At 64.1% G+C, this 24,061-nt stretch carries 18 protein-coding genes and 1 tRNA gene; 9 read left to right on the forward strand and 10 right to left on the reverse strand.

Translation table 11 applies throughout. From position 1 onward, the window contains the following. The first annotated feature begins 380 nt into the window (after positions 1 to 380). Both KF708_19230 and miaA read left to right on the forward strand, forming a co-directional pair. Positions 381 to 453 (forward strand) — tRNA-Asn (locus KF708_19230). A gap of 402 nt (positions 454 to 855) precedes the next feature. Continuing rightward, entirely contained in the window at positions 856 to 1,818 is a 963-nt protein-coding gene (miaA, locus tag KF708_19235; protein ID MBX3414827.1) for a tRNA (adenosine(37)-N6)-dimethylallyltransferase MiaA, read from the forward strand. A gap of 31 nt (positions 1,819 to 1,849) precedes the next feature. Here the strand turns inward: miaA and mprF are convergent, their stop codons facing one another. Then, positions 1,850 to 4,408, reverse strand: a complete 2,559-nt coding sequence (gene mprF, locus KF708_19240; GenBank protein MBX3414828.1) for a bifunctional lysylphosphatidylglycerol flippase/synthetase MprF — start codon at positions 4,406 to 4,408, stop codon at positions 1,850 to 1,852. 161 nt (positions 4,409 to 4,569) lie between these two features. On the opposite strand from mprF, the gene KF708_19245 reads away from it, so the two are divergent. Then, positions 4,570 to 6,048, forward strand: a complete 1,479-nt coding sequence (locus KF708_19245) for a sigma-54-dependent Fis family transcriptional regulator (GenBank protein MBX3414829.1) — start codon at positions 4,570 to 4,572, stop codon at positions 6,046 to 6,048. A 115-nt stretch (positions 6,049 to 6,163) separates the two neighbouring features. On the opposite strand, the gene KF708_19250 is transcribed toward KF708_19245, so the two are convergent. The 4 genes from KF708_19250 to KF708_19265 all read right to left on the reverse strand — a co-directional run bounded on the left by KF708_19250 (position 6,164) and on the right by KF708_19265 (position 12,274). Continuing rightward, positions 6,164 to 9,625, reverse strand: a complete 3,462-nt coding sequence (locus KF708_19250; GenBank protein ID MBX3414830.1) for a peptidylprolyl isomerase — start codon at positions 9,623 to 9,625, stop codon at positions 6,164 to 6,166. A 373-nt stretch (positions 9,626 to 9,998) separates the two neighbouring features. Beyond that, complete coding sequence (gene tsaE, locus KF708_19255; GenBank protein ID MBX3414831.1) at positions 9,999 to 10,490, reverse strand: tRNA (adenosine(37)-N6)-threonylcarbamoyltransferase complex ATPase subunit type 1 TsaE; 492 nt, start codon at positions 10,488 to 10,490, stop codon at positions 9,999 to 10,001. A gap of 6 nt (positions 10,491 to 10,496) precedes the next feature. After that, positions 10,497 to 11,423: a thiamine-monophosphate kinase gene (locus KF708_19260; protein MBX3414832.1), complete on the reverse strand. Its 927-nt coding sequence runs from the start codon at positions 11,421 to 11,423 to the stop codon at positions 10,497 to 10,499. 80 nt (positions 11,424 to 11,503) lie between these two features. After that, entirely contained in the window at positions 11,504 to 12,274 is a 771-nt protein-coding gene (locus KF708_19265) for an SDR family oxidoreductase (GenBank protein MBX3414833.1), read from the reverse strand. Between the two features lie 416 nt (positions 12,275 to 12,690). Between KF708_19265 and KF708_19270 the strand changes: the two genes are divergently transcribed. From KF708_19270 to gmd, 5 genes are all read left to right on the forward strand, one after another. Then, entirely contained in the window at positions 12,691 to 13,446 is a 756-nt protein-coding gene (locus KF708_19270) for a glycosyltransferase family 2 protein (GenBank protein ID MBX3414834.1), read from the forward strand. 58 nt (positions 13,447 to 13,504) lie between these two features. Then, entirely contained in the window at positions 13,505 to 14,527 is a 1,023-nt protein-coding gene (locus KF708_19275; protein MBX3414835.1) for a DUF288 domain-containing protein, read from the forward strand. After that, positions 14,524 to 17,553: a hypothetical protein gene (locus tag KF708_19280; GenBank protein ID MBX3414836.1), complete on the forward strand. Its 3,030-nt coding sequence runs from the start codon at positions 14,524 to 14,526 to the stop codon at positions 17,551 to 17,553. Before KF708_19275 ends, KF708_19280 begins: the two co-directional genes overlap by 4 nt. 24 nt (positions 17,554 to 17,577) lie before the next feature. After that, entirely contained in the window at positions 17,578 to 18,540 is a 963-nt protein-coding gene (locus tag KF708_19285) for a GDP-L-fucose synthase (protein ID MBX3414837.1), read from the forward strand. A 78-nt stretch (positions 18,541 to 18,618) separates the two neighbouring features. Next, positions 18,619 to 19,647 carry a GDP-mannose 4,6-dehydratase gene (gene gmd, locus KF708_19290; GenBank protein ID MBX3414838.1) on the forward strand — a complete coding sequence of 343 codons (1,029 nt, stop codon included), beginning with the start codon at positions 18,619 to 18,621 and terminating at the stop codon, positions 19,645 to 19,647. 95 nt (positions 19,648 to 19,742) lie between these two features. Here the strand turns inward: gmd and KF708_19295 are convergent, their stop codons facing one another. Then, positions 19,743 to 19,934 (reverse strand): hypothetical protein, encoded by a 192-nt coding sequence (locus tag KF708_19295; GenBank protein MBX3414839.1) that lies wholly within the window; start codon positions 19,932 to 19,934, stop codon positions 19,743 to 19,745. Positions 19,935 to 19,948: 14 nt separating this feature from the next. Here KF708_19295 and KF708_19300 point away from each other — a divergent pair, with 14 nt between their 5' ends. Then, entirely contained in the window at positions 19,949 to 20,347 is a 399-nt protein-coding gene (locus tag KF708_19300; protein MBX3414840.1) for a type II toxin-antitoxin system VapC family toxin, read from the forward strand. Positions 20,348 to 20,360: 13 nt separating this feature from the next. On the opposite strand, the gene KF708_19305 is transcribed toward KF708_19300, so the two are convergent. From KF708_19305 to KF708_19320, 4 genes are all read right to left on the reverse strand, one after another. Beyond that, positions 20,361 to 21,935, reverse strand: coding sequence for a hypothetical protein (locus KF708_19305; protein ID MBX3414841.1), 1,575 nt, complete (start codon positions 21,933 to 21,935; stop codon positions 20,361 to 20,363). Between the two features lie 3 nt (positions 21,936 to 21,938). Then, positions 21,939 to 22,592 (reverse strand): hypothetical protein, encoded by a 654-nt coding sequence (locus KF708_19310; GenBank protein ID MBX3414842.1) that lies wholly within the window; start codon positions 22,590 to 22,592, stop codon positions 21,939 to 21,941. Further along, positions 22,558 to 23,508 carry an ABC transporter ATP-binding protein gene (locus KF708_19315; protein MBX3414843.1) on the reverse strand — a complete coding sequence of 317 codons (951 nt, stop codon included), beginning with the start codon at positions 23,506 to 23,508 and terminating at the stop codon, positions 22,558 to 22,560. Before KF708_19315 ends, KF708_19310 begins: the two co-directional genes overlap by 35 nt. 69 nt (positions 23,509 to 23,577) lie before the next feature. After that, positions 23,578 to 23,976 carry a GntR family transcriptional regulator gene (locus tag KF708_19320; GenBank protein MBX3414844.1) on the reverse strand — a complete coding sequence of 133 codons (399 nt, stop codon included), beginning with the start codon at positions 23,974 to 23,976 and terminating at the stop codon, positions 23,578 to 23,580. Between the last annotated feature and the right edge of the window lie 85 nt (positions 23,977 to 24,061).

The raw sequence follows: 24,061 nt of genomic DNA on the forward strand, positions 1-24,061 counted from the left end.
GGCTTCCGTGGACAGACGTTCGAGCAGGCATGCCGGAGGTGCTGGGTACCGGCCGCCACCCGGTCAGTTATCATAACCAGGGTCTGCGGACCCCGGAAACAAAAAAACGCCCCTGCCAGCGTCGAAGAGCGTCGAACGTTGCCTGCCCCGCCGACCGGAAAAATCCGCCTGGTTGAACCTTGCAAGGCGAGTCCCGGGCCAGGATGCGCGAACTCGGCCCGGTCGACTATTGTCAATCGACGAGTGTTGGCTTAGCATCAATCGTTCTGGCCATTTGGCAGGTCCGCCGCAGGGAGCCCTGGGCGTCGCCGGAGTAGTGGCAATGCTGCCCGCCGACGCATCCGCCGTCCCTGAATACTAGCGTCCCGCCAGGCCCATTTTCCCCGATAGCTCAGTTGGTAGAGCGAGCGGCTGTTAACCGCTAAGTCCTAGGTTCGAGTCCTAGTCGGGGAGCTTTGCGATTTTCTGTGGGCTCCATCCGCAGGCCAGTTAACGCCCGTCGCCGACAGATCGGCCGCCGGGCGTTTTGCGTTTCTGGCCTTTCATCGCAACTGTTTACGACGATCCAATTGGTGTGCCGGCACTCGCTGTTACAAGAGATCGCAACGAAGTTGCCCCGCAGTTGGAGTGAAGCGGTTGGGGGTAGACTCCTTGTATGCGGAAGTGATCCGCAGCCATCGCGGCCAAGATGAGACGCGGCAAGCTGACGGGCTAGCAATGGGACGAGTTGTGGTTTTCCATGCGCGACGAGCGAGCCCGCCGCCGACTCGAAGAGCTCAAAAAAAGCGTCCCAATCAAGCTGATACATTCAGAGGCTTGTACCGCTCCTCTTAGCACGACTCGAACGGTTCCTGCATGTCGGAGTTCGATTTCGCCACCGATTGCTGGTTCCTTACCGGTCCGACGGCGGCGGGGAAGAGCGCCATCGGGATTGAGTTGGCCGAATCGATCGGGGCGGAGATCGTCTCGCTTGACTCGATGGCTATCTATCGCGGCATGGATATCGGCACGGCCAAACCGAATCGGACCGAGCGTGCCCGGGTGCCGCATCACTTGCTCGACATCGTCGAGCCCGGCGAGGAATTCAGTCTGGCCGAGTACCGTCGCCTGGCGGAGCGCACGTCGCGCGAGATCCGTTCGCGCGGCGCTGCGGTGTTGTTTGTCGGCGGCACGCCCCTCTATTTGAAGGCGCTGCTGCGCGGGATTTTCGAAGGGCCGCCCGCCGATTGGGAGTTCCGCCGCCAATGGGAACAGCGCGCGAGCGAAGAGCCCGACTTGTTGCACCAGCGCGTGAGCGAAGTCGACGCGCGTTCGGCGCAGAAGCTGCATCCGCGTGATACGCGGCGGTTGATCCGCGCGCTCGAAGTGCTGGAGAAGACGGGTCGGCCGATCAGCGATTGGCAGGAGCAGTTCGATCGCCCGCGCGCGGTGGAGTCGTGCCGGGTATTCACCTTACAGTGGCCGCGCGAGGAGTTGTACGCACGGATCAATGCCCGCGTCGAGGCGATGTTCGCCGAGGGGCTGGTCGAGGAATGCCGTGCGCTAATCTCCGACGGACGCGCGCTAGGACGCACGGCGCGGCAGGCGCTGGGATATCGCGAAGTGTTCGAGCATCTCGCGGGCAGGCTGACGCTGGCCGAAACGATTGACCTCGTGCAGCGCCGCACGCGCCAGTTCGCGCGGCGCCAGCTCACCTGGTTCCGCAGCTTGCAAGAATGCCGCAACGTGGAGTTATCGGGAGTGGTTGACCCCGGCGAAGTGACGCGGCGGATTATCAGCCCCGCAGGGGCGCAAAAAGGTAGCCCAGGGCTTTCATAGATTGCCCTTTCAGGGCCACACATGTTGTCACCTACTTCGTGACCAAGCCCGTCACGCCGCCGGAGATGAGTGAGGCGACGTCGGTGAGGATCAGCGGCAGGGCCATGCCGGCGGGCGAAGCCATGTACTTGGCGCGCCACTCGGGATCGAATTTGTCTTTGTAAGCTCGCAGCCCCTGGAAATTGTAGAAGTGCTCGCCGTGGCGGAAGAGGAGCGAGCCGGTGCGATTCCACCAGGTCGAGAGGGCGTGATCTTCGAGGCCCGCCAGCGGCGCCATGCCCAGGTTGAACCAGGCGAAGCCCTGCGCGCGGCCCCACAACATCAACTCGATGAAGAGATATTCCATCACCCCTTCGGGCGCCTCGGGCAGGTAACGCATCAGGTCGAGCGACAACTCGCTTCCCGGCGCTCCACAGAAGAGGTTCGCGAAGGCGACGATCTTCCCTTCGTGGCGCACGATGCTCGCCGGGCAGCGCCGGACATAGTCGTCGTCGAAATAGCCCAGCGAGAAGCTCTTTTCGCGGGTGTTCTTTTCGGCGAGCCACGCCTCGGAGATGGCGCGCAGCTCCGGCAAGAGTGCGGCCACTTCGGCCTGCGGCACGACCTCGAACTGCACGCCCAGCTTTTCGAACTTGTGGTGCGTGTGACGCAGGCCGCGGCGGGCGCCTCCTTCCAGCGAGAACGTGCCGAGGGGGACGCGGGCCTCTTCGCCGATCTTCATCAGCGCGAGCCCGAGATCGATGTAGCGGCCGAGATTCTCTTCGCCGATCTCGTAGAACACCGTCCAGCCGTCGTAGCGATCGCACAGCTCGCGAAATCGCCAGGCGAGCTCGTCCTGCACGTCGGCCGGGCCGAAGGGATCGCCCAAGGCCACCCAGCTTCGGCCGTGGATGCCGAACATGAGGAACCCGGCGTCATCGTCGGCGAACAGGATCCGTTTATCACCTACCAGCGCCAGGCCAGCCGAAGTTCGGTCGGAACGGGCCACCAGTGGGGCGACGCGGTCGAGCGTGGCGGCGTCGGTGTCGTGCGGCGGAGGGGGCGCCGGGCGGACGAGGCGCATCACGCCGAACGAGAGCAACACGCCAACCACGCCGACGCTGGCTCGCAAGAAGCGCGACGCGCTGCCGTGCAGCGTGAACTGCCACCACAGCTCGTCGCGGAATTCGACGTGCTTGTAGTTGAACATGCCCAGCCACAACGCCGTGCCAAGCACCAGCAACACGAGCGCGATCCAGCGCGACGTTAGAGGCTGACGAAACAAGGAGCCGTGGCGGTAGAACTGGCGCCGCGCGGGCAACATGGCGACGAAGATCACCGCTAGGATCACGGCCTCCTCGAAGTCGAATCCCTTGAGCACCACGAGCACGATGCCGAGGGCCAGCGCTCCCAGCGTCAGCCAATAAGCCGCATCGAGCCGGCGCTGCAATCCCCGTGCGAGCAGAAGCAACACGGTGCCGACCACGCTGCCCAGAAAATGCGAGGTCTCGATGACCGACAGGGGGAGCCAGCGGCGCACCAGATCGATGCGCGACGGATCGAGCGGTGTCGAACCCGAGAAGACCAGCACGGCGCCGGCGGCCACCGTGGCAAAAACAAAGACCAGGGGGGGGACGACGGGGGTTTTCTCGCGCACGGTCGTGGCGAGGCGGGCGAGATCACCGCTCCGCGCCCGCAACTCGTTCGCGCCCATCAAGAGCGCCGCCAGGGCCAGCGGCAGCAGGAAGTAGATCACGCGATAGATCAACAGCGCGCCGAGCACCTCGCCCGGATGCTGGGGAGCCGTGAGGGTGAGAATCACCAGTTCGAAGACCCCCAAGCCCCCCGGCACGTGCGAGAAGATGACCACCACGGCGGCCAGCAGAAAAATGCCGACGAACTGCAGGTAGTTCACCGGCACGTCGTCGGGAAAGAGGGTGTAGAGGATGCCCGCCGCGATGAAGAGATCGAGCGCCGCCACGCTCGTCTGGGCGATGGCCAGTCCCGGGCTTGGCAGGGCGAGTTCCAGTCCGCGGACGATAAAGGGCCGGCTGCGGAGGACCGTCAGCAGCAGATACATGGCCAGTGAGCCGAGCAGGATCCACCCCACGGGGCGCACATTGTCGAAGCCGAACTGGAAGCGGTCGGGAATATCGAACGGCTGCCAGACGAAGACGATGCCCGCGGCGGCGAACAGCCCCGGCCAATAGGCGAGCGCCAACCCGACCAGCAGCTTCATGATCTCGACGGCCGAGAGCCCCCACAGCGAGTAGAGTCGAAAGCGGACCGAGGTGCCGCCGAGCGCCGCGCCGAAGTTGTAGCTACTGACGAAGCCGACGAAGGAGACCATCGCCACCCGCGCCAGCGGCAGCTTGCGGCCGATGTAGACCAGGGCCAGCAGGTCGTACCCGACGAGCACGACGTAGTTGAGCACGACGAGGAAGACCGCCTCGGCGATCCGCCGCGTGGGGATGGCGTCGAGGCTCTGGCGGATGTCGGAGTAGTGGTAGTGCTTCAGCTCGCCGTAGAGGAGCCAGGCGGCCACGCTGAAGGCCACCAGCATGCCCACGGCCGCTATCAGGGAGTGATATCGCCGAACCAGAGCCAGCATGATTTCCTGTCCATGGCGCTGCGGCGCGTCCCGATTCCGCCGGTGCGCATGCTGCCGCCGCGAGTTTCGCTATAATCTCGCCGCGGCGCCCGGTGGCCGCCGCGAAGTGAGGACAGCATATCGCGCCGCCCCCGAACCGCCACGCCCGGATCGCTTCTGCTATGGCAAACTTGCTCGTCATCGACGACGACCCCGCGGTGCCGCTCCTGGTGCGGCGCACGTTTCAGGATTCGGAAGTGCAGGTCTACAGCGCCGGCACGGCGGCGGCCGGCCTGGCGGAACTAGCCAACAACGACATCGACGTGGTGGTGCTCGACGTGTTGTTGCCCGACCTGTCGGGGCTCGAAACCTTCGACCGCGTGCGCCAGCACGACCCGAAGATCCCGGTGATCATGATTACGGCCGGCACGACCAGCGACACCGCCATCGAGGCCATGAAACGGGGGGCGTACGAATACCTGGTCAAGCCTCTCGACCTAGCGCAGGTTCGCGAGCTCGTCGACCGCGCGCTCGAGCTGCGGCGGATGATCAATCAGCCGGTGGCCATTCCGGGCGACACGATCGACGCCGGCGCGCAAACGCCCCAGGTCGATCAACTCGTCGGACGCTGCCAGGCGATGCAGGAGGTGTACAAGGCGGTGGGGCGCGTCGCCTCGCAGGATGTGACCGTGCTCGTGCGCGGCGAAAGCGGCACCGGCAAGGAGCTCGTGGCCCGGGCCATCTATCATCACAGTCACCGCGCGAAGGGGCCGTTCCTGGCGGTCAACTGCGCGGCGATTCCCGAGCAACTGCTCGAGAGCGAGCTCTTCGGCCACGAACGGGGATCGTTCACCGGCGCCGACCGGCAACGCATCGGCAAGTTCGAGCAATCCAACGGCGGGACCCTCTTTCTCGACGAGATCGGCGACATGGCACCCCTGCTGCAGAGCAAAATTCTGCGGCTGCTGCAGGAACACCGGTTCGAGCGCGTGGGGGGCAACGAGACGATCCATGCCGATGTGCGCGTCATCGCGGCCACGAATCGCGATTTGGAACACATGGTCGAGAATGGCGCCTTCCGCGAGGATCTCTTCTATCGCCTGAATGGCTACACGATCAAGCTGCCGCCGCTGCGCGAGCGCCGCGACGATTTGCCGATGCTGATCGAGCACTTCCTGGGACGCTTCGGCCGCGAGCTGCACAAGGATGTGCGCGGCGTGTCGAACGAGGCGACCGAGCTGCTGCTGTCCTACACATGGCCGGGCAACATTCGCGAAATGCAAAACGTGTTGCGCCAGGCGATCCTGCAGATGACCGGGCCGGTGCTCGTGCCCGAGTTCCTGCCCGAGTACGTCCGCGAGGCGGTGGTGCGGCTGCGGTCGCAAGGCGCGACACCGGCGACCGAGGGAGAGCGGCTCCCCTGGGCAGGGCTGATCGACGAACGGCTGCGCGAGGGGGCCGTCGGTCTCTACGACGAGGTGCTCGCCAGCATGGAACGCGATCTGTTCACGCGAGTGTTGCGACACACGGGGGGAAACCAGATTCAGGCCGCCCGCATCTTGGGGATCGCGCGCGGCACGCTCCGCGCCAAGACGAGGGCGCTAGGTATCCGCCTGGAGAACGTCGTCGTTGCCGAAGAGGACGCGGACGGCGCCGACTGACGGCGCGAACGATGCGACGTGCCCGGCTCAGGTTCAGCATGTCGGGGAGAACACGGTGCGGCGCAGGGCGATGCGCTGCCAGACTCCAGGCGGGCAATGTTCGTCGCCGCGCCCCTTACGACTTGCGCCAGCGCCAGGGGCCAATGTCGCGCGTGCCGCGCTGGCGGTCATCGCGATGTGCCACCTCGGTGACGAGCAGTGGGAAGAGGACCGCCGTCGTGGCATGGACCTGGCTCGGCGACATCTTCTTCGGTCGGGCCGGCTTGGCCTCGACGGCAGGTTGCTCGCCTGCGGCCGACTTATTCGCGGCGCCTGTCGGATTGGCCGCAGTACCGGCCTGCGCGTCGCGAGCCGCCAGCGCCAGTGGATCGACCTGCGGCGCGTTCGGACGCGACCTTAGGGCGAAGCTCACCCCGCCCGACTCCGTGCGGTCGGCCAGCAAGACCTCGAGCACGACGTCGGCCTGGGCCAGATCGAGCGAGGCGACGGCCGCTTCGTACAGCTCGTCTTCCGAGGGCTCGTTCTCGGCGGCGGGAGCGTGCTGCTCGGCGGTTGCTCCTGGCAGTGCGCCGGTGCTCCGGTGGGCGTTGTTCTCCTGCTTGTTCGCGGGATTCGCCCGATTGTCGTTGACCTTTTCCTGGCCCCCCTCTTCATTCTGAGGGCGTTGGACCTCGTGACGGTCGAGCGGCGGCAGCAGCGCCTGCACGCCCGTGTCGGGCCCGAAGCGGAAGTTCGGCGCGCCGGCGATGAACTCGGGGGGCTCGCCCACAAAGTCGTTTCCACCCCCCGGTGCTGTCACGGTGCTGACCAGGGGGAGCACTGGAGGCAACACCGCGCCACTGAGTAGCGTGGCCGTGCTGGCGAGTTGTGCCGCGAAGGGGCCGCCGGGGAACCAGGCCAACGGCGCGTCGTTGCCCACCTGAACGGTCACCACCAGCGACGACGAGAGCCCTTCCGAATCGGTGACGATCACCGTGAAGTTCACCTGCCGCGATTCTTCGTCCTCGGCCGTTTGCCAGGTGACGAGCCCGGTCGCGGGATCGATCGTGGCGCCTGCCGGTGCGTCGTCTCCCAGGCTGAAGGAGATCGTCTGCGTGGGGACATCGGAATCGTTGGCCACGACCGTGAAGCTGAGGAGATCTCCCTGCGAGACGAGGAGCGTTGGAATCGGGTTGATCGTGGGGGCCGAATTCGTCTCGATCACCTCGATCTGGAAGGTTTTCGAATCGAGGCCCCCGTTGCCGTCCGAAACTCGCACCTCGATGGCGAACGTCTGGCCGCCATGCAGTTCGCCAGCGGTGAACGAGAAGGCCCCGGTCGAAGGATCGATCGTCGCGCCGTCCGGCGCGCCGGGTCCGAGCGAGTAGGTGAGCGTCTGGGCGGGCAAGTCGGCATCGGAGGCCGAGGCGGTGAACGAGACCGTACCCCCCTCTTCGATGACACGATCGACGAGCGCGGCGAGCGACGGCGGCGTGTTGACTTCGCCCACGGTGAAGCGCACGGTGCGATCGCCGGCCAGCCCGGTGTCGTCCTTCGCGCGGATCGTGATGTCGTAGGTGCCGGGGCCCTGGCTTTCGCTGGGGGTCCAGGTGAACTCACCCGTCGTGGGATCGATCGCCGCGCCGTTGGGAACCGTTCCCACGAGCGAGTAGGTCAGTTGGCTCGGGGGCGTGTTGGCATCGGTGGCCGTGACGATGATCGAGAAGGGCACCCCTTCGTTCAGCGACTGATTGGCAATCGCGGCGATCGTAGGGGGGACTTCGACATAGACCTCGAAGGGCTGATCGGTGATGGCGCCGAATTGATCGCGCGCCCGCACGACGACCGCGGCGCCATTGGGTTGTCCGACCGTCGGCACCCAGGTGATCTGTCCCGTGTTGGGGTCGATCGTCATGCCGGCCGGACGCTGTTGCAGCTCGTAGACCAGCCCCAGCGAGCCTTCTTCGTTCGTCTGGGCGTTGTAGCTATAGGTCAAGCCGGCGATGGCGGTCAGGACGGGCGTGCTCGTAAAGATGGGCGCCGTTGTATCGACGGTAATCGTGATCGGGTCGGCAATTGCCGTGAGCGTGCCGCCGTCGTCGCGATAGGCGGTGATGACGTGCGTGCCGTCGGCCAGCGGCACGGCGCCGTTGGTCGTCACGGTGGCCACGCCGTTGGCGTCGGCCACGGCGGAGCCGATAATGTCGTCGCCCCGTTTGAGCACGACCGTGCTGTTGGCGTTCGTGCCGACGCGGAACTGCATGAGCCTGCTCGGCGTGTTGTTGCGATCGGTGACCAGATCGCTCGAGCTGGCCCCGTTGTCGGTCAGCATCTGGAAATCGACGACATTGATCGTCAGCAACTGGCTGTCCGACGTCGTGGCATTCGATGCCTGGTCGCCATCACGGACCGCGAGCCGCACCGTGTACGTGCCGGCCGGAGCCGTGGTATTGGTGATCTTGAAGGTCGTCGTACCGACTTGTCCGTCGGGCGTGACGGTCGCGGGCAACGCTTCAATTCCGAAACCGGATAGGCCGGTCAGCGTCCCGAAGATCATCTGCCCACCTTCGACGTCGGTGGCGCTGACGGAGAAGGTCGTCGACCCGCCGCGTGGAATGTTGACCACCGCCGGAGTCGGATGGAGGAATGGGCGGTTGTTCGTCGTGTCGGCCACGATCGTCACCTGGAAGGTGCGCTGGGCCGTGCCGCCATTGCCGTCGCTGACCGTCACCGTCACGTTGGCGGTACCGGTCGTGCCCTCCGGCGCCGAGAGCCTTAGCACGCCGTTCTCGTGATCGACGAAGACCGACACGTTCTGCATGAAGACGGGGGACAAAGGCACGTCATTCGTGCCGACGGGAATCCCCTGAATCGCTGCCCGAATGCTTTCGCCTTCCGTCAGGAAGCCGAAGATCGAGTGGTTGAAATCGAGATGCCGCGTGGCGGTCGCGGTGATGAAGAACTGCGAGTCGTTCGTGTCGTCGCTGGTTTTGGCCATCGACAAGATGCCCTTGCTCGTGTGCTGGAGCAGGACGTTAAACTCGTCATCGAAATTGACGCCGGAACCACCGGTGCCGTTGCCCGAGGGATCGCCACCCTGGATGACGAACGGATTCCCCGGCGAGGCGATGCGGTGGAAGGTGAGCCCGTTATAGAAACCCGACTGCGCGAGCTGCGCGATGCGACCGGCGGTATTGGGCGCGAGGTCGTCGAACAACTGGAAGATCATGTCGCCGTTGATCGCCACGTCGCCCGACTGGCCCGAGCTGGCATGTACGACCGAGATCTTCATGCTGCGATTCCCGGTGGGAATCGTCAGGCCCAGGTTGCCGTTGTCGGAAATGGCCGAGTAGGTGAGCTGGTCGCCGTCGGCGTCGAAGCCATCGAGCGCGATGTGCAGCGGCGCGCCAGCCTGCAAGGTGACGTTCGAGATGGTGGCGAGCGTCGGGGCCGCGAAGACGCAGCGCTCTTCGAGCTGCTCGGGGGCATGGCGTCGAGCACGCGCGGGCAACGACTCTCCCAGGCGACGTGTCCGCCGACGAATGCGCTCACGAGAGGTGGACGGCAGGGGCGAGACGGTGCGCGGTTGTTGTGCCATAGCGTGCAATCGCAGGGGTCTGACGTGATCGCCTTCGAGACTTTCGCCGCGCCTGAATCGTGATTCAGCGGTGCCGAGCAACGTGACGCCGCGAACGGGCCGATCGGCCCTGCGGCAGCTCGAGACATCTCTGTTCCACCAACGGCGAGCGCGACGCGCCGACTGCGGGAAGCCGGGCGATTTTTTCAGTAAAACGGAGCGCTCCCGGCTCGGCAAGCAGGAATTCGTAAGATTTGGCCCGGAAACGTCCTAGACGTGCTTACGGAGGCGGTACGTGAAAGGTTTGCCGATCCTGCCGAGTTTGCGTGACTGGGCTCGATCGCTACAACCCTCAGGGTCGCGCCGGCGGGGGAGTCCATCGCTCGCGCTACCGTCAGGCGGTCAAAATCGCTACCAATTTCGCCAGGGCGGGCTCATAGCGCGATCCGTGCGCTAGTAGGCAAAAACGTCTTGCCTGGTCGCCGGTTACCTCGATCGAGATCTCGAGCCGTGCGGCCGGCAGGCAGGCGGGAAAGCGATCGGCCCATTCGACGAACGTCAGCCCTGCCGAATCGAAGAACTCCTCGGGGCCCAGGCCGAGGAACTCGTCGTCGTCGGCCAGACGGTAGGTGTCGAGGTGGTAAATCTTACGGGCCCCGTCGTACTCGTTGACCAGCACGAAGGTGGGGCTGGTGACCACGCCTCGCGCGACCCCCTCGGCCGCGGCGACCGCCTGCACGAGCGCCGTCTTACCGGCGCCCAACGTGCCGATCAGGGCCACCACCGAACCATCGGGCAAGGACCCGGCCAGGGCCGCCCCCAGAGCATCGGTCCCCTGTTGATCTTGTACATCGTACGTAAACGATGGTGTTGCTGTATTGCTCATGGTCGTTCAATCGAGTCGATGTTCGAATCCGCGCGGCGCCAACGGCGAGCGCAGGCCCGCTTGATCCTGCTGCCAGAGGCCAGGCGCCGCGACGAACTCGCCAATCTCGGTGAGGCGCACGTCGGCAAGCGGTTGGTCGTGCAATAACCACGCGGCTTCGGCGGGGGGGACGGCGAGCAGCAGTTCGAAGTCTTCGCCATCGGCCAGTGCGTGGTCGAGTGGCGTCGAGCCATCGTCCAATTGCCGCGCGTAGTCCAAGGCCGCCGTCGAGATGGGCACGGCCGCCGTGCGCAGGATCGCGCCGCAACCGCTGGCACGGCAGAGTCGCGAGAGATCGAGCGCCAGACCGTCGCTGATATCCATGCCGGCGTGAACTTCGTAGCGCTCGTGCAGGAGTTGCGCTTCGGCGACGCGCGGTTCGAAATCGAGATGGTGTCCCAGGATACTTCCTCCCAGGGCGCCGGTGACGATGATCTTGTCTCCCGCGCGCGCCTGCGAGCGGCGTAGAGGACCGTGCGCCAACGGCCTGCCCAGCAGGGTGACATTCGCCACGAGTGGACCGTCCCAACTGTTCGTATCCCCACCGGCAATGAGAACCGCGTGTCGTTCGGCCAGCGGCAGCATGCCCCGATAAAGTTCCTGCGCGAGGGGGAGTCCCCCACGGCGTGGCAAGGCCAGCGAGACGCAGGCCGCCACCGGTTGCGCCGCCATCGCCGCCAGATCGCTGAGATTCACGGCCAGGATCTTGTGGCCGACGCGCCGCGGTTCGACCTCGCCCAGCACAAAGTCGACGCCGTCCATGAGCATATCGGTGGTGGCGACGACCTCGGAGCTGGCCCAGCGCACCACGGCGGCGTCGTCCTCGAGACCGACGCGCAGCGCTTCGCTCGTGGGCAAGGTCCGTCGCAGCCAGTCGATGAGTTCGGATTCCATGGTGCGTTTCGACGCGCCGTCATCGTCGGGCGGCACGCGTACGGCGTTTGATCGATTGGGGTCAGGTCGCGCGGATGTGCCTAGAAAGTCTTGCAGAGCGTGCCACCGTCGACCACCAGGGTGGCGCCGGTGATATAGCTGCCGGCCTCGCTGGCGAGCAGCAACGCGGGACCGGCAAGTTCCTCGGGCTGGCCCCAGCGACCGAGCGCCGTGCGCTCGGCGAAGACTTGCTTCTGGGCGTCGGTCAGCAGTTGGCCGGGCAGATCGGTAAGGAAGGGTCCCGGCGCGAGACAGTTGACCGTGATATTGTACTCGCCCAGGTCGAGCGCCATGGCGCGTGCCAGGCCGAGGAGCGCGGACTTGGTGGCCGAGTACGCCCCGCGCCCCTCCTTTGAGGCGAGCCCCATGATCGACGAGATATGGATGATGCGTCCCCAGCGGCGTTCCTTCATCTGGCCGACGAGGGCCCGGCTCAGCGCCATGCAGGAGGAGAGATTCAGTTCGACGATTCGATCCCAGTCGTCGTCGGTGATCGCCTCGATCGATTGCGGATTGTTGCTGCCGGCGTTGTTGATGAGGATGTCGACGCGGCCCATCTCCTCGAGCGTCCACTCGGCCAGTTGCCGCACGTCGTCGCGACGTTCCATGTCTGCGACGCGATAGGCGCCTCGTACGTCGAGTCCCGCTCGTATGTCGCTCATTGCCGTATGAAGTTCCGCGACATGCCGGCTGGAGATGACGATGTCGGCTCCTGCTTCGGCCAATCCCCGCGCCATGGCCTTGCCCAGGCCCTTGCTGCCGCCGGTGATGAGGGCCACGCGCCCTTTCAAATCGAACAACCTGGTGGACATCGAGGAAACTCCTGCGGGGGCTATCTCATAGGCGAGCGAACTAACCATCGAATGGTGCCAGCATTGCTGACCGTTGCTGAATGTAACGCGAGCCGGCCCCTTTTTCAGCCCACCTCGGCGCGATCGTGGGCACTCGCAACGGGCGCCTTGCCAGCACTGGCAGCTAGTTTTGCGTCGCGGCGAGTTTTGCGGAGCAAATTGGGCTTGCTGCATCGGCGTGCAACCCTCACCCCCGATTGGGGTTGACGCCCTGCACCGATTGTCCTATCCCTTCGCGACCTCACGCGGCCCTTAAGGTCCGTTCGTTGCGCCGGGAGCCGGCCGAAGTACCCGCTTCGCTCGACCGGTGCTGCGCCCGGGCTGGTCGTGTGCATAATCCAAGACACTTCTCGCGAATCGAGGTCGAGACGCACTCTATGGCCACCGATATCACTCCCCGCCGCACCGTGCTCCGTCTTCGTCCCCCGTCCGTGCCGACCGTATCGCTGGTGCTCATCGTGCGGAACGAAGAGGCCGGCCTGCGGGCCGTGTTGCCCAAGATTCCCACTGGGGTCTTCGACGACCTGGTGGCCATCGACGGGCATTCGACCGATGCCTCGGTGGCGCTGCTGAACGCGGCGGGCTATCGCACGATGTTGCAGCGCGAGAAGGGGTTGGGCGCGGCGATGATCGAAGCTCGCGAGCACGTCCGCACGGATTGCTTCATCTTCTTCCATCCCGACGGCAATGAGGATCCCGCCGATTTGCCGCGCATGGCGAACCTGCTCCGCGAGGGGCATTCGTTCGTCGTGGCGTCGCGCATGATTCCAGGCGCCTGGAACGAAGAGGACGACAAAATTTTCAAGTGGCGCAAGTTGGCCAACCAGGGTTTCATCACGCTGGCCAATCTGTGCTTTGCCCAGGGCGAGAATCGCACGTCCGACGTGACAAACGGCTTCCGCGGCATCAGTTGCCGCGCGTTCGATCAGATGCAGCTCACGTCGCGTGATCTGACGCTCGACTACCAGATGTGCATCCGCGCCCTGAAGTGCAACATCCCGATCACCGAGTTCCCCACGCGCGAAGGAACGCGCATCGCGGGAGATACGAACTTTCCCAGCATCTCGACCGGGCTGGCCGAGGTGAAGCTGCTGTGGCGAGAATGTCGCATGGGACGCCGCAAAGTCGCTTAAGAATCTCGATTTCGCCAGCTCATCCGTCGTCGTTTGTTCATCGGCAGGGAGGCCGAGCATGCAGAACGATCGTTGGATCGTTGTCACGTCCATTAATCCGCCCACCCGCGCCATCCAGACGATCGCGGGTCTGCGCGACCAGGGTTGGTCGGCTGTCGTCGTCGGCGATACGAAGTCTCCGCCCGACTGGCACTGCGAGGGCGTGATGTTTCTCGACGTCGCCACGCAGCGCGAGCGTTACGGCGAGCTGGCCGACATGATCCCCTATCGCCAGTACGCGCGCAAGAACCTGGGCTATCTCTACGCGATCGAACATGGGGCGCGGGTCATCCTCGAAACGGACGACGACAACATCCCCTACGAAAGCTTCGGCCGCGCCATCGAACGCACGGTCGTAGGACACCGTTTAACCAGCGCCCCGTGGGCGAACATCTATCCGCACTTCGGCAGCAAGGCGCTCTGCTGGCCGCGCGGGCTGCCGCTCGACCATATCCGTACGCTCGGCAAGCTCGAGCCGCAGGCGACCCCATCGGTCTGCCCGATCCAACAGTATCTGGCCGATGGCGACCCCGACGTCGATGCCATCTACCGGCTGCTCTTCACCGAGACGACCACCTTCGATCCCGCGGCCGAGCCGGTGGTGCTCGATCGCGAGACCTGGGTTCCCTTCAACTCGCAGAACACGCTCTTCTTCGCCGAGGCGTTTCCGCTGTTGTACCTGCCGTGTCACGTGAGTTTCCGCATGACCGACATCTGGCGGTCGTTCGTCGCTCAGACGGCGCTGGCGCATCATGGCTGGTCGCTGGCGTTCCGCACGGCCACGGTCGTGCAAGAACGCAACGAGCACAACCTGATGCACGACTTTGCCGACGAGGTGGATGGCTACCTGCAGAACGACAAGTTCCGCACGGAGCTGCTCGCGGCGGAGCGACGCTTGCCGGTGGGGGGCTCGCCGGTGAACACCGTGCGGCATCTCTGGCGTGCCTTGGCCGCGGCACAACTCTTGCCAGTGGCCGAGCTTCCCATCGCCGAGAAGTGGTTGGCGCGACTCGATGCCTCGCACAGGAGCATGGCGGCATGACGCGGATCGTACACACACGCCTTTGGCCCGCCTCGTTGACGCGGCCGCACTGGCTCGCGCAGGGCGTTCCCTATCAGGGGATCGTGCCGATTCTTGCGGCGACGGTGATCGCCTTCGTGCTCACTCGCTCGTTGTGGAACTCGTTGGAGTTTGGCCAGGTCTACCACGACCTCGTCGTCGGTGGTATTAGCTGGCAGGATGCCGACAAGACACGAGATTTCCGTGGGCTGGGCTTCTTTATCGGGACGCTCGCCGTAGCCTCGGTCGGCATCTCGCTGTTGGTGACGCGCGTGATCGCGGCTGCTCGCACGGCGCTGGTGCGTCCCGCGTGCGATGCCTTGCTGGTCTTTGCCATGCTGCCGGCGCTGTGGCGCTTCGGCGTGGTGGGGGCGAACCCCTTCGTCAAGGCGACTCCGAAGGATTCGGCGATCTTCCTGATCGTGGCCTGCTTCGTGCTGGCGATCTTGCCGCGCTTTCGCGATCGGCTCACCGCCGAAGCGATCGTGGCCACGGGAGGCCGGATTCTGCTCGGCGTGGGTCTGGCGATGTTCGCGGGCCTCGGCATCGGCCTGGCCCTGACACGCCTCGTACCCAGCTACGCACTCTGGCTCGCGCGGCATGACGATCTATTCTCGGTCGCGCCGATGATCGTGGCCGGGGTGGCGGGCATTCTCTTGCTCGCGCGCTCGCAAACGCTCGTCGAGGCCGATCGCTGGCTCGACCGGCTGCTCGTGTTGCTGCAGATTCCGTTACCGTTCTTGGTGTTTGCGGTCTTGCCGTCGCCCCAGATTGTCGACGACCAATTGATGCGCGGAAACTATCAACCCGCGCTGGCCGTGCTGCTGTTCGCCTATGTGGGCCTGGCCCTGGCGCTTTCCTGCGTGCAGTGGTATCGCGCGCGACGCACGCCGGGCACGCGATCGTGGCGCGAGGTGTGCGCTCCGCTCTGCCTGGCGGGGATCGCGGTGTTCGTCTTCGTGCCGTCGTTGGGTGTCCCCTGCTATTGGCGCGATCTGTTTCAGGCCGGCGAAGAACTGTTGCCCTGGCAGCAGTGGTCGCACTTCGGCAAGCTGCCATTTGTGGATTTTGCACCGATTCACGGGCTGATGCCCCTCATGCGCGGTTTCATCGCCGAGTATTTCTTCACCGACAGCGCGGCCGAGTATTTTTCAGCCCAGGCGGTGATGATGGGCATGGGGGCACTGGCCACCTATCTCGCCCTGCATTACACGGCGGGGCCGCTGGTGGCATTGTTCCTCACCGCCTTCACGACGCCCCTCAACGATCGCTTTTTCTTCCTGACGCCGGCGATTGTGATCCTGGCCTGGCCTTACTTGCTCGAACGTCCGCGACGCTGGCTGGCCTGCTGGCTGGGAATTTGCGCATTCATGGTCTTTTACAACGCCAGTCTGGGCAGCGCGCTGACGATCGGCACGTCTCCCGCCGCCGCCTGGATGGCGTATCGACTTTGGCGCTACGATCGACGGGCACTCGCCCAATTGCTCGCCGGCGTGGCATTCGTCGCCTTGTTGGGGCTGGCGATCATGCCGGTCCGCGAGATGACGTTTGGGCTGATGACCTTCATTCGCGAAAATGCCCAGACGAATGAGCTCGTCAGCGGCATTCCCTGGCAGACGGCGATGCCGCTCCGCGATCGCTATCCGGTGGCGGGCACCAGCTTCCAGTGGGAAGTTCTGCGTTTGTCGTGGCTGATCGTCGTGGCGGTGGCGCTGGTGCAACTTTGGCGACGGTCGACCGGGCACGGGGCGCGCGATCGTCGCCTGCTCTGGTTCGCGGCCATGTTGCCATTGACGTTGCTTCTGGCGTCGGCCTGGTCGCTCAATCGGATCGATCCGGGGCACCTGTCGCGCACGGGTGAAGTCTCGCGCGTGGCGGTCGGATATCTGTTGCCCTTGTTGTTCTTGTTGGGACGCCCCCTGGTCTCGCTGCCGATGGCGGTCGCCGGTCTGGCCGTGCTCGGCGGATTCGTCGTCTCGGTCGATCCTTACGAGGGCCAGCCCCCCCTCGCCAGTTCGCTCGCCGAACGCGCCTTCAAGATTCGTTCGTTGCCGCCGGAGCCCCACATGGTGCATGGCGCGAAAGTCGGCCTGCCACGACTGGGGCACATTCGCATCGAAGAGCACCACCTCAAGAGTATCCAGGAATTGAAGGTCGAGCTCGATCGGCTGCTCGAGCCGGGAGAGACCTACTTCGATCTGACGAGCAACTCCGCCTACTACTACTATCTCGATCGGGAAGTGCCGTCCCTCTACTCGGCGCACTATGTCGCTGCCAACAGTCAGCAACAGAGGCGCATGCTCGAACAGTTGCGAGCCGATCTGCCCCCCGTGGTGATGATCGCTCCACGCGACGACCACGACGGTGGACCGCCTCCCTTGCGGTCGTATCTGCTGTTCCGGGAATTCGCGCTGAAATACGTCTGTATCGAGCGCGGCAAGTTCGTTTTCCTCGTCGACCAGTCGCGTGCGCCGGAGGCTGGGCCGCCGGGCAGCCCCGAGCAAATTGCTCTGATCGAGAAGCACGTCGGCGCGACGGATATCGCGCAGATCGCCGCGGCGTGGGGACGCAACTGGGAGCATTTGTCCGATCGCTTCGAGCCATTCGCGACCCTGGAGCACGAAGCCGAGCCGGGATTGGCTGTCGACGGCGCGGGGCATCCGAAGTCGACTGCCGGCACTCCGCTCATGTTGAACTACTCGCTCGGCGAACGGGCTATCGCCGGCGCCGAGGTCGAGTATTTATTGATCCGTCTCAAGAATATTGCCGAAAAACCGTCGGGACCGACGCGCGTGGCCTACCGCTGGAGCGAAGCCGGCGGCGCGGCCTCGCCTGGGACGTGGTTGACCGCTTCGTGCGATACCTTGCTCGTGCCGCTCGGCGCCAGTCCGCGCTGGTTGCTCTCGAAGCAACTGTCGACGCTGCACCTGGAGATCCATCCGAATCACGGTTCGTCGGACGTCGTGGTGGAAGAAGTCTGCCTGTTGCGACGGAAACCGACCCTTTAACACATTCGTCCGAAGGAATTCGATATGAGTTACCTGCGATCGCGCCGAGTGGTCGTGACCGGGGGCGCGGGCTTTCTCGGCCGAGCCGTATGCGACGAGTTGGCACGCTACTCGCCGGCCGAGATCTTCGTGCCGCGCAGCGCGCAGTACGACCTGCGTCAGCCGGCGGCGATCGATCAACTCTTTGCCGACGCACGCCCCGATACCGTCATCCACCTGGCGGCCGTGGTGGGCGGCATCGGCGCGAATCGCGACAACCCGGGCAAGTATTTCTACGACAATGCCACGATGGGCATTCATCTCATCGAGAAGGCCCGCACCTGGGGACTGGGCAAGATCGTCGTGGCGGGCACGATTTGTGCCTATCCCAAGTACACGCCCGTTCCTTTCCGAGAGAACGATCTCTGGAGCGGCTATCCGGAAGAGACGAACGCCGCCTATGGGCTGGCCAAGAAAATGCTGCTCGTGCAGGCGCAGGCCTACCGGCAGCAGTACGGCTTGAACGCGGTCTACGTGTTGCCGGTGAACCTGTACGGTCCGCGCGATAATTTCGACTTGTATTCGAGCCACGTCGTGCCGGCGCTCATTCGCAAGGCCCTCGAGGCGCGCGACGCGGGACGCAAGTGGATCGAGGTGTGGGGCACGGGCAGCGCCTCGCGCGAGTTCCTCTTCGTGCGCGACGCCGCACGTGGTATCTGCCTGGCGACCGAGAAATACGACAGTCCCGAGCCGGTGAACCTCGGCTCGGGCCATGAAATCACAATTCGCGATCTCGTGACGATGGTGTGCCGCCATTGCCGCTTCGAGGGCGAGGTGCGCTGGGAGACGTCGAAGCCCGACGGCCAGCCGCGCCGCTGCCTCGACACGTCGCGAGCTCGCGAGGTCTTTGGCTTCGGGGCGGAAGTAGCGCTCGAACAGGGCATCGCCGAGACCGTGGCCTGGTACGACGCCCAGCGACGCGGGCAGGGTCTTTCGCGCGCCGCTTAGGCCCCCGCGCTCCCAAACAACATCATCAAGAAAACACGCCTGCTTGCCTCTCGTCCAAATTCAGGAGCACGTACGACCATGACCGCTCGCCGCGCGATGATCACCGGTATTACGGGCCAAGACGGCTCGTATTTGGCCGAACTGCTTCTGTCGAAGGGCTACGACGTACATGGTCTGGTTCGCCCGGCGAGCACGATCAGCACCTCGCGCATTGCCCATTTGATCGACGGAGCCGAGGCCCACTCGAACCTGCACCTGCACTACGGCGACCTGTCCGACGGCGCCCGTGTGGCACAACTCGTCCTGTCGATCGAGCCGGACGAAGTCTACAACCTGGGCGCGCAAAGCCACGTTCGCGTGTCGTTCGACCAGCCGATCTATTCGGTCACGGTCGGCGCGGTGGGAGCGATGGCCCTGCTCGACGCCGTGCGACAACTCAGCGCCACGAAGGACGTGCGTTACTATCAGGCCTCGTCGAGCGAGATGTTCGGCAAGGTTCACGAAACTCCGCAGCGCGAGACGACGCCGTTTCATCCGCGCAGCCCCTACTCGTGCGCCAAGGTCTTCGCGCACTACCAGACGGTCAACTACCGCGAGGCATATAACCTTTTCGCCTGCAGCGGCATTCTGTTCAATCACGAATCGCCGCGGCGCGGCGAGAACTTTGTTACCCGCAAGATCACGCGCGCCCTGGCACGCATTCGCTACGGCTTGCAAGACAAGTTGTTCCTGGGCAACCTCACGTCGAAGCGCGATTGGGGCTATGCCAAGGACTACGTCGAGGCGATGTGGATGATGCTGCAGCAGGAGACGCCCGACGATTACGTGATCGCCACGGGCGAATGCCACTCGATCGCGGACTTCCTGGATATCGCGGGAGAGCGGGCGGGACTCGATTGGCGGCGCTACGTCGAGATCGACCCGCGCTTCTTCCGCCCGGCCGAGGTGGACCTGCTGCTGGGCGATTCGACGAAGGCCCGCGAAACGATCGGCTGGCAGCCTTCGACGTCGTTCGAGGAGTTGGTACAGATCATGGTCGATAGCGACCTGGCCTTGGCCGAACGTGAATGCCAGGGACAGGCGATGGTGCGGCGCCACGCGGCTTGACGGGGGGGGCGATTCATCCGGGCCTTGGCTTGACGAATACGGTACAATCGAGGTGGTAAGCTAAAAGGAGCCATTCGATGATTTACCGTGGCAAGCTAAAGGGGGGCGTCGTTGTCCTTGACGAGCAGGTCGACTTGCCCGACGGGACCGAGGTGCGCATTGAGCCGGTGGTAGTAAACCAACCCACTCCAGAACCTCCCACGCTCGCGGAGCAGTTCGCTGAATTCATCGGCATAGCGCCAGAGTTGCCCGTTGATATGGCCGATCAACACGATCACTATCTGCATGGGACACCGAAGCAATGAGCGGTGTCTTCGCCGACTCATACTACTTTTTCGCGCTACTTAATCCGCGCGATCAGGCTCATGCTAAGGCAGTGGCCTTTTCTCAGCGTCCCGCTTCGCTCGTGACTACCGCCTGGGTTCTGACGGAACTGGGCGACGGATTGGCTCATATCGCCAGTCGTGCCGCTTTCGCCAAGTTTGTGGCGAGGTTTGCATCACGGCCGACTAATCGAATCATCCCGCCGACACAGGTTCTCTTCGAGCGCGGCGTTGCTCTTTATGATGCACGGCGCGATAAAAGTTGGTCGCTCACCGATTGCATTTCCTTTGTCGTCATACGCGAAGAAGGAATCACCATGGCGCTGACGGCGGACCATCATTTCGAACAGGCCGGATTCATTGCCTGCTTGAAGTGAAGCGTCACAGAACTCAAGCAAAAATCTCGGTACCCACCAGTGCCGGCGTGGCGAACGGTTTCTCGCAGGCGGCACACGCATCCCGATCTCGCGGCACGATTTCGTGGCACTCGCCGCACTCCTCGAGCCTGGCGCGGTTCATTTCGAGCCGATAAGCCAACAATCCCGCTGGCCCCAGCAAGAAGGCGAACGTACACCATGCGCCCGTATGGCGACGGAAATACTTGCGTTGCCACCGCGCTACCATGATGGCCGAGATGATGCCCGTAAGAGCGACCACGATCGCGCCGGGCCAGGCCTGCGCAAGCAAGCTCGAGACCGCCGCGGCGTAGGTTGGCTCCGAGCGACCGTTGAGCATGAAGACGGGCGACAGGATGCCGATCACGCTCCCCCAGCCAAGAGGAACGGGCAGGGCCACCCCGATCAGCACGGAATCGAATGGCTCGTTACGACCGCGACGGGCAATGTTTTGTGCGAATTGGAAAGACTCCTCGCGCGTAAGTTGTCCATGGGGCGACAACCAGGCAAGGTGTTGCCGCTCGCCGGCCTGATGGTCCTGTTCCGACCAATGGAGCAGCAATTCGTCATCACCCGTTGCATAGGTGTACAAGGATTTCTCGCGCAGTGCCTCGGGCAGCAAAAACTCGTCAGCCGGCAAGGCGACGGTCGCAGGCGTCCCGTCCTGATCGGGCGTTGGTTGGAACGCATCGTGAAAGATCAAAAGTCGATCGAGCGTTCGCACGGCCACCCGATGCTTCGCCACCAGGCCGACTTCCTCGCGGTCGTGGGAGGAGGTCGATGTGGCATCGGTGAGGATGCCAATCGAGATGAGACCGGGACTGCGGTAGATCTCGTGAACTTCACGCGCGCGCAGATCCACCTTGAGCAATCGATCTTCATCGAGGAGAAAGATCAGCCACAGATTCGATTCGGCGGCAGAGTTAACCACGCGGTACCAATCGGCAGGTGCGTTGTGCGTCAGTCCCTGGATGCTGGCCGCGCTCAGATCGCCGGCTCCCTGCGGGTTGGAGTGAAACCATTCATCGCGGGGTGGCAAGCTTGGTCGGAATCCCTTGCGACCGAGATAACCCACCAGGCGATTCGAGAATTGGTCGTAGCCGACGAAGTACGCGGACTTCGGTTGCCCCGACTCGCGAATCAGGTACCAGCTCGTGCGTGGCTTGTTGAAGTCGCTCGCGCCCCACGATTGTCCCCAATCCGGTAGAGCGGAGAAAAAGCGGGGCGGTAGCGACGGCGCACTCAAATTGGCCGACTGCAGAGTTCGTAGCTTTGAATTGTCGGAGAGCTCGGCGATCAGCTCGGCTGCCAGGGGACGCCCGTCCAAATGCCGATAGGTGATTTCCTGGTAGTTTTCGGCAGCGTGCGATTCGATCACCGGCATGCCTTGCAGGGTGACGGTGAGCGCTTCGTAAGGCACGGTGCGAACTACCGAGAACACGGTTTGTTCGAGCGTGTTGATGACCCACACCAGGACGAAGGCCCAGGCCAGGGCCAGCCCGCTGGCCACGATCGTCGCGGCAGCGATTCTACGGACCAGTCCGACCGGTTGGTGAAGTTGCTGTGCCATCGTTTAATAGTCCCGCGTCTCGACGTACAGAAAGATGGTCGCCACAAAGGCCACGACCGAAATGCCGGCGATCATCAGGCCGAGCCACCACCAGGGAACGGTGGTACAAAGCGTCACCAGCAGAACGCTGGCTGCCAGCGGCGCCAGCCGCGAACCGAACCAACGTCCGGGGCGTACGCCGCTCAAGAACGCCCCCAGATACAGCAGCGGAAACGCGAACCACATCTGCCACATCGGGATGGTCATCGACCAAAAGAAGGGGGTGGCGTGCGTGCCGGGCGTGGCGGCCCACATCGCATAGAGCTGAATCAACGCGCCGGTAATCGCGAGCAGTACGGTTACCCCCACCATCAACTTCACACCAAACAGCGTACGACGACTGGCCGGCCGATGGAGCAGGAAGAAGTAACTCCCCTGCCACAACTCCCAGGCCGATTGCTTCAGGCCGAGCAGAATGGCCAATCCGCCCGCCAACAAGACGAAGTAGAAGCTGAAGTTCGAATCGCTGACGAACGGGTAGCTCGTGCTTTCGCCGTTTTGAAAAGGCAGCAATCGCACGCCCGTCATATCGGCCAGGATGAATACGGCGCCCAGCACGGCCACCGCGATCAGCTCGGCCGACTCACGCAGCTCCTTCCATACGAGCGCTTGGTGCATCGTCGATCTCCGTGGCAAAGAGCGGCAGCGAGCGACGCTTGCCGCGGGTGTACTCGATAAAGGCGTCTTCCAGGTTCAAATCGAGAATCTCGATCGATTGCGGTCGCAACTGCTCGACCGCCTCGCGCTGCGCGTCGTCGTAGCCGACCAACACCAGCTCGAGATTTCTGCCCACCGGGCGGCAGCTCACCAGGCCCGGGATGCTGACCATCTCGGGGGGCGTGCCGAGGAATTCCAACACGATCTTGCGGACCGACTCGCGGAGCGCCTCGGTGCGGCAATCGACGCGCAGCACGCCGCCGACCATGATGCCGATGCGATCGGCCACGCGCTCGACGTCTCCCAAAATGTGCGAGCTGAAGAGAATGGTCCGCCTCTCGCGCTGGATGATCTGGATGAGCGATTCGAGGAAGTCACGTCGCACGACGGTATCCATGCCCAAAGTGGGATCGTCGAGCACGAGCAGTTCCGGCTCGGGCGCTACCGCCAGGGCGAGCGAGACTTGCGCCTGCTGGCCGCGCGACAAACGGCGATAGCGCTGCTTGCGCGACAGCTCGAAATGATCGAGAATCTGCTCGAGCAAAGTGTTGTTCCAACGTGGATAGAAGGCGCGCGTGAAGTCGACCGCCTGGCCGATCGTCATCCAGCCGTACAGCGGGTGTCCTTCGGCCAGATAGGCAATGCGCTGGCGCGCGTTGCTTGGTAGCTGGGCGATGTCCTCACCCAGCAAGGCGGCCGAGCCGCTGTCGGGCCGCACCATGCCCATCAGCATCTTGATCGCGGTCGACTTGCCGGCGCCGTTGCGTCCGAGCAATCCGTACACGCTTCCGGTCGGGATGCGCAACGACAGCGAGTCGACGACTCGCCGGCCGTGGTAGTGCTTGGTGAGCCGATCCGTAACGATGGCATCGCGCATGTTGTGCTCTCGCTCGAAAATGTCGGCCGTCGCTCGCGGGGCGCCGGCTTCCCCTGCCAGGTTCCGTGCCTAGTCTCCACCCGCCTCGGCAAACTGAAAGACTTTGATGCGCTTCGCGACGGCAGCCAGAACTTCTTCGCCGCTGAAGCCGAGATGAACGGCCTCGGTCAGAAAGCGATCCAGCGCCTCGGCCAGTCGCTCGCGCCGCGCGCTGGCGCTCAGATCATCCTGCGGCTCGGCCACGAACACGCCCAGGCCCTGCCGTGTGTTGAGGACCCCTTCGCGCTCGAGCTCGGTGTAGGTGCGTGCGATCGTGTTCGGATTGACGACCAGCTCGCGCGACAATTGGCGCACCGAGGGTAAACGCGCGCCGGGCTTCAACCGCCCCCGCGCCACCGCCTGGCGCACCTGGTCCATCAACTGCCGATAGATCGGCACGCGGGACGTCGGGTCGCATTGAAATTCCATGGCCGTGACCTCAGTTCTGTACTAACTGTATTAGTACAGTATCTGGGTGTCAAGCAGATTGCTAGGACTTTCTGGAAACGCGTTT

It is taken from the genome of Pirellulales bacterium, from assembly GCA_019636335.1.
Lineage (GTDB): Bacteria > Planctomycetota > Planctomycetia > Pirellulales > JAEUIK01 > JAHBXR01.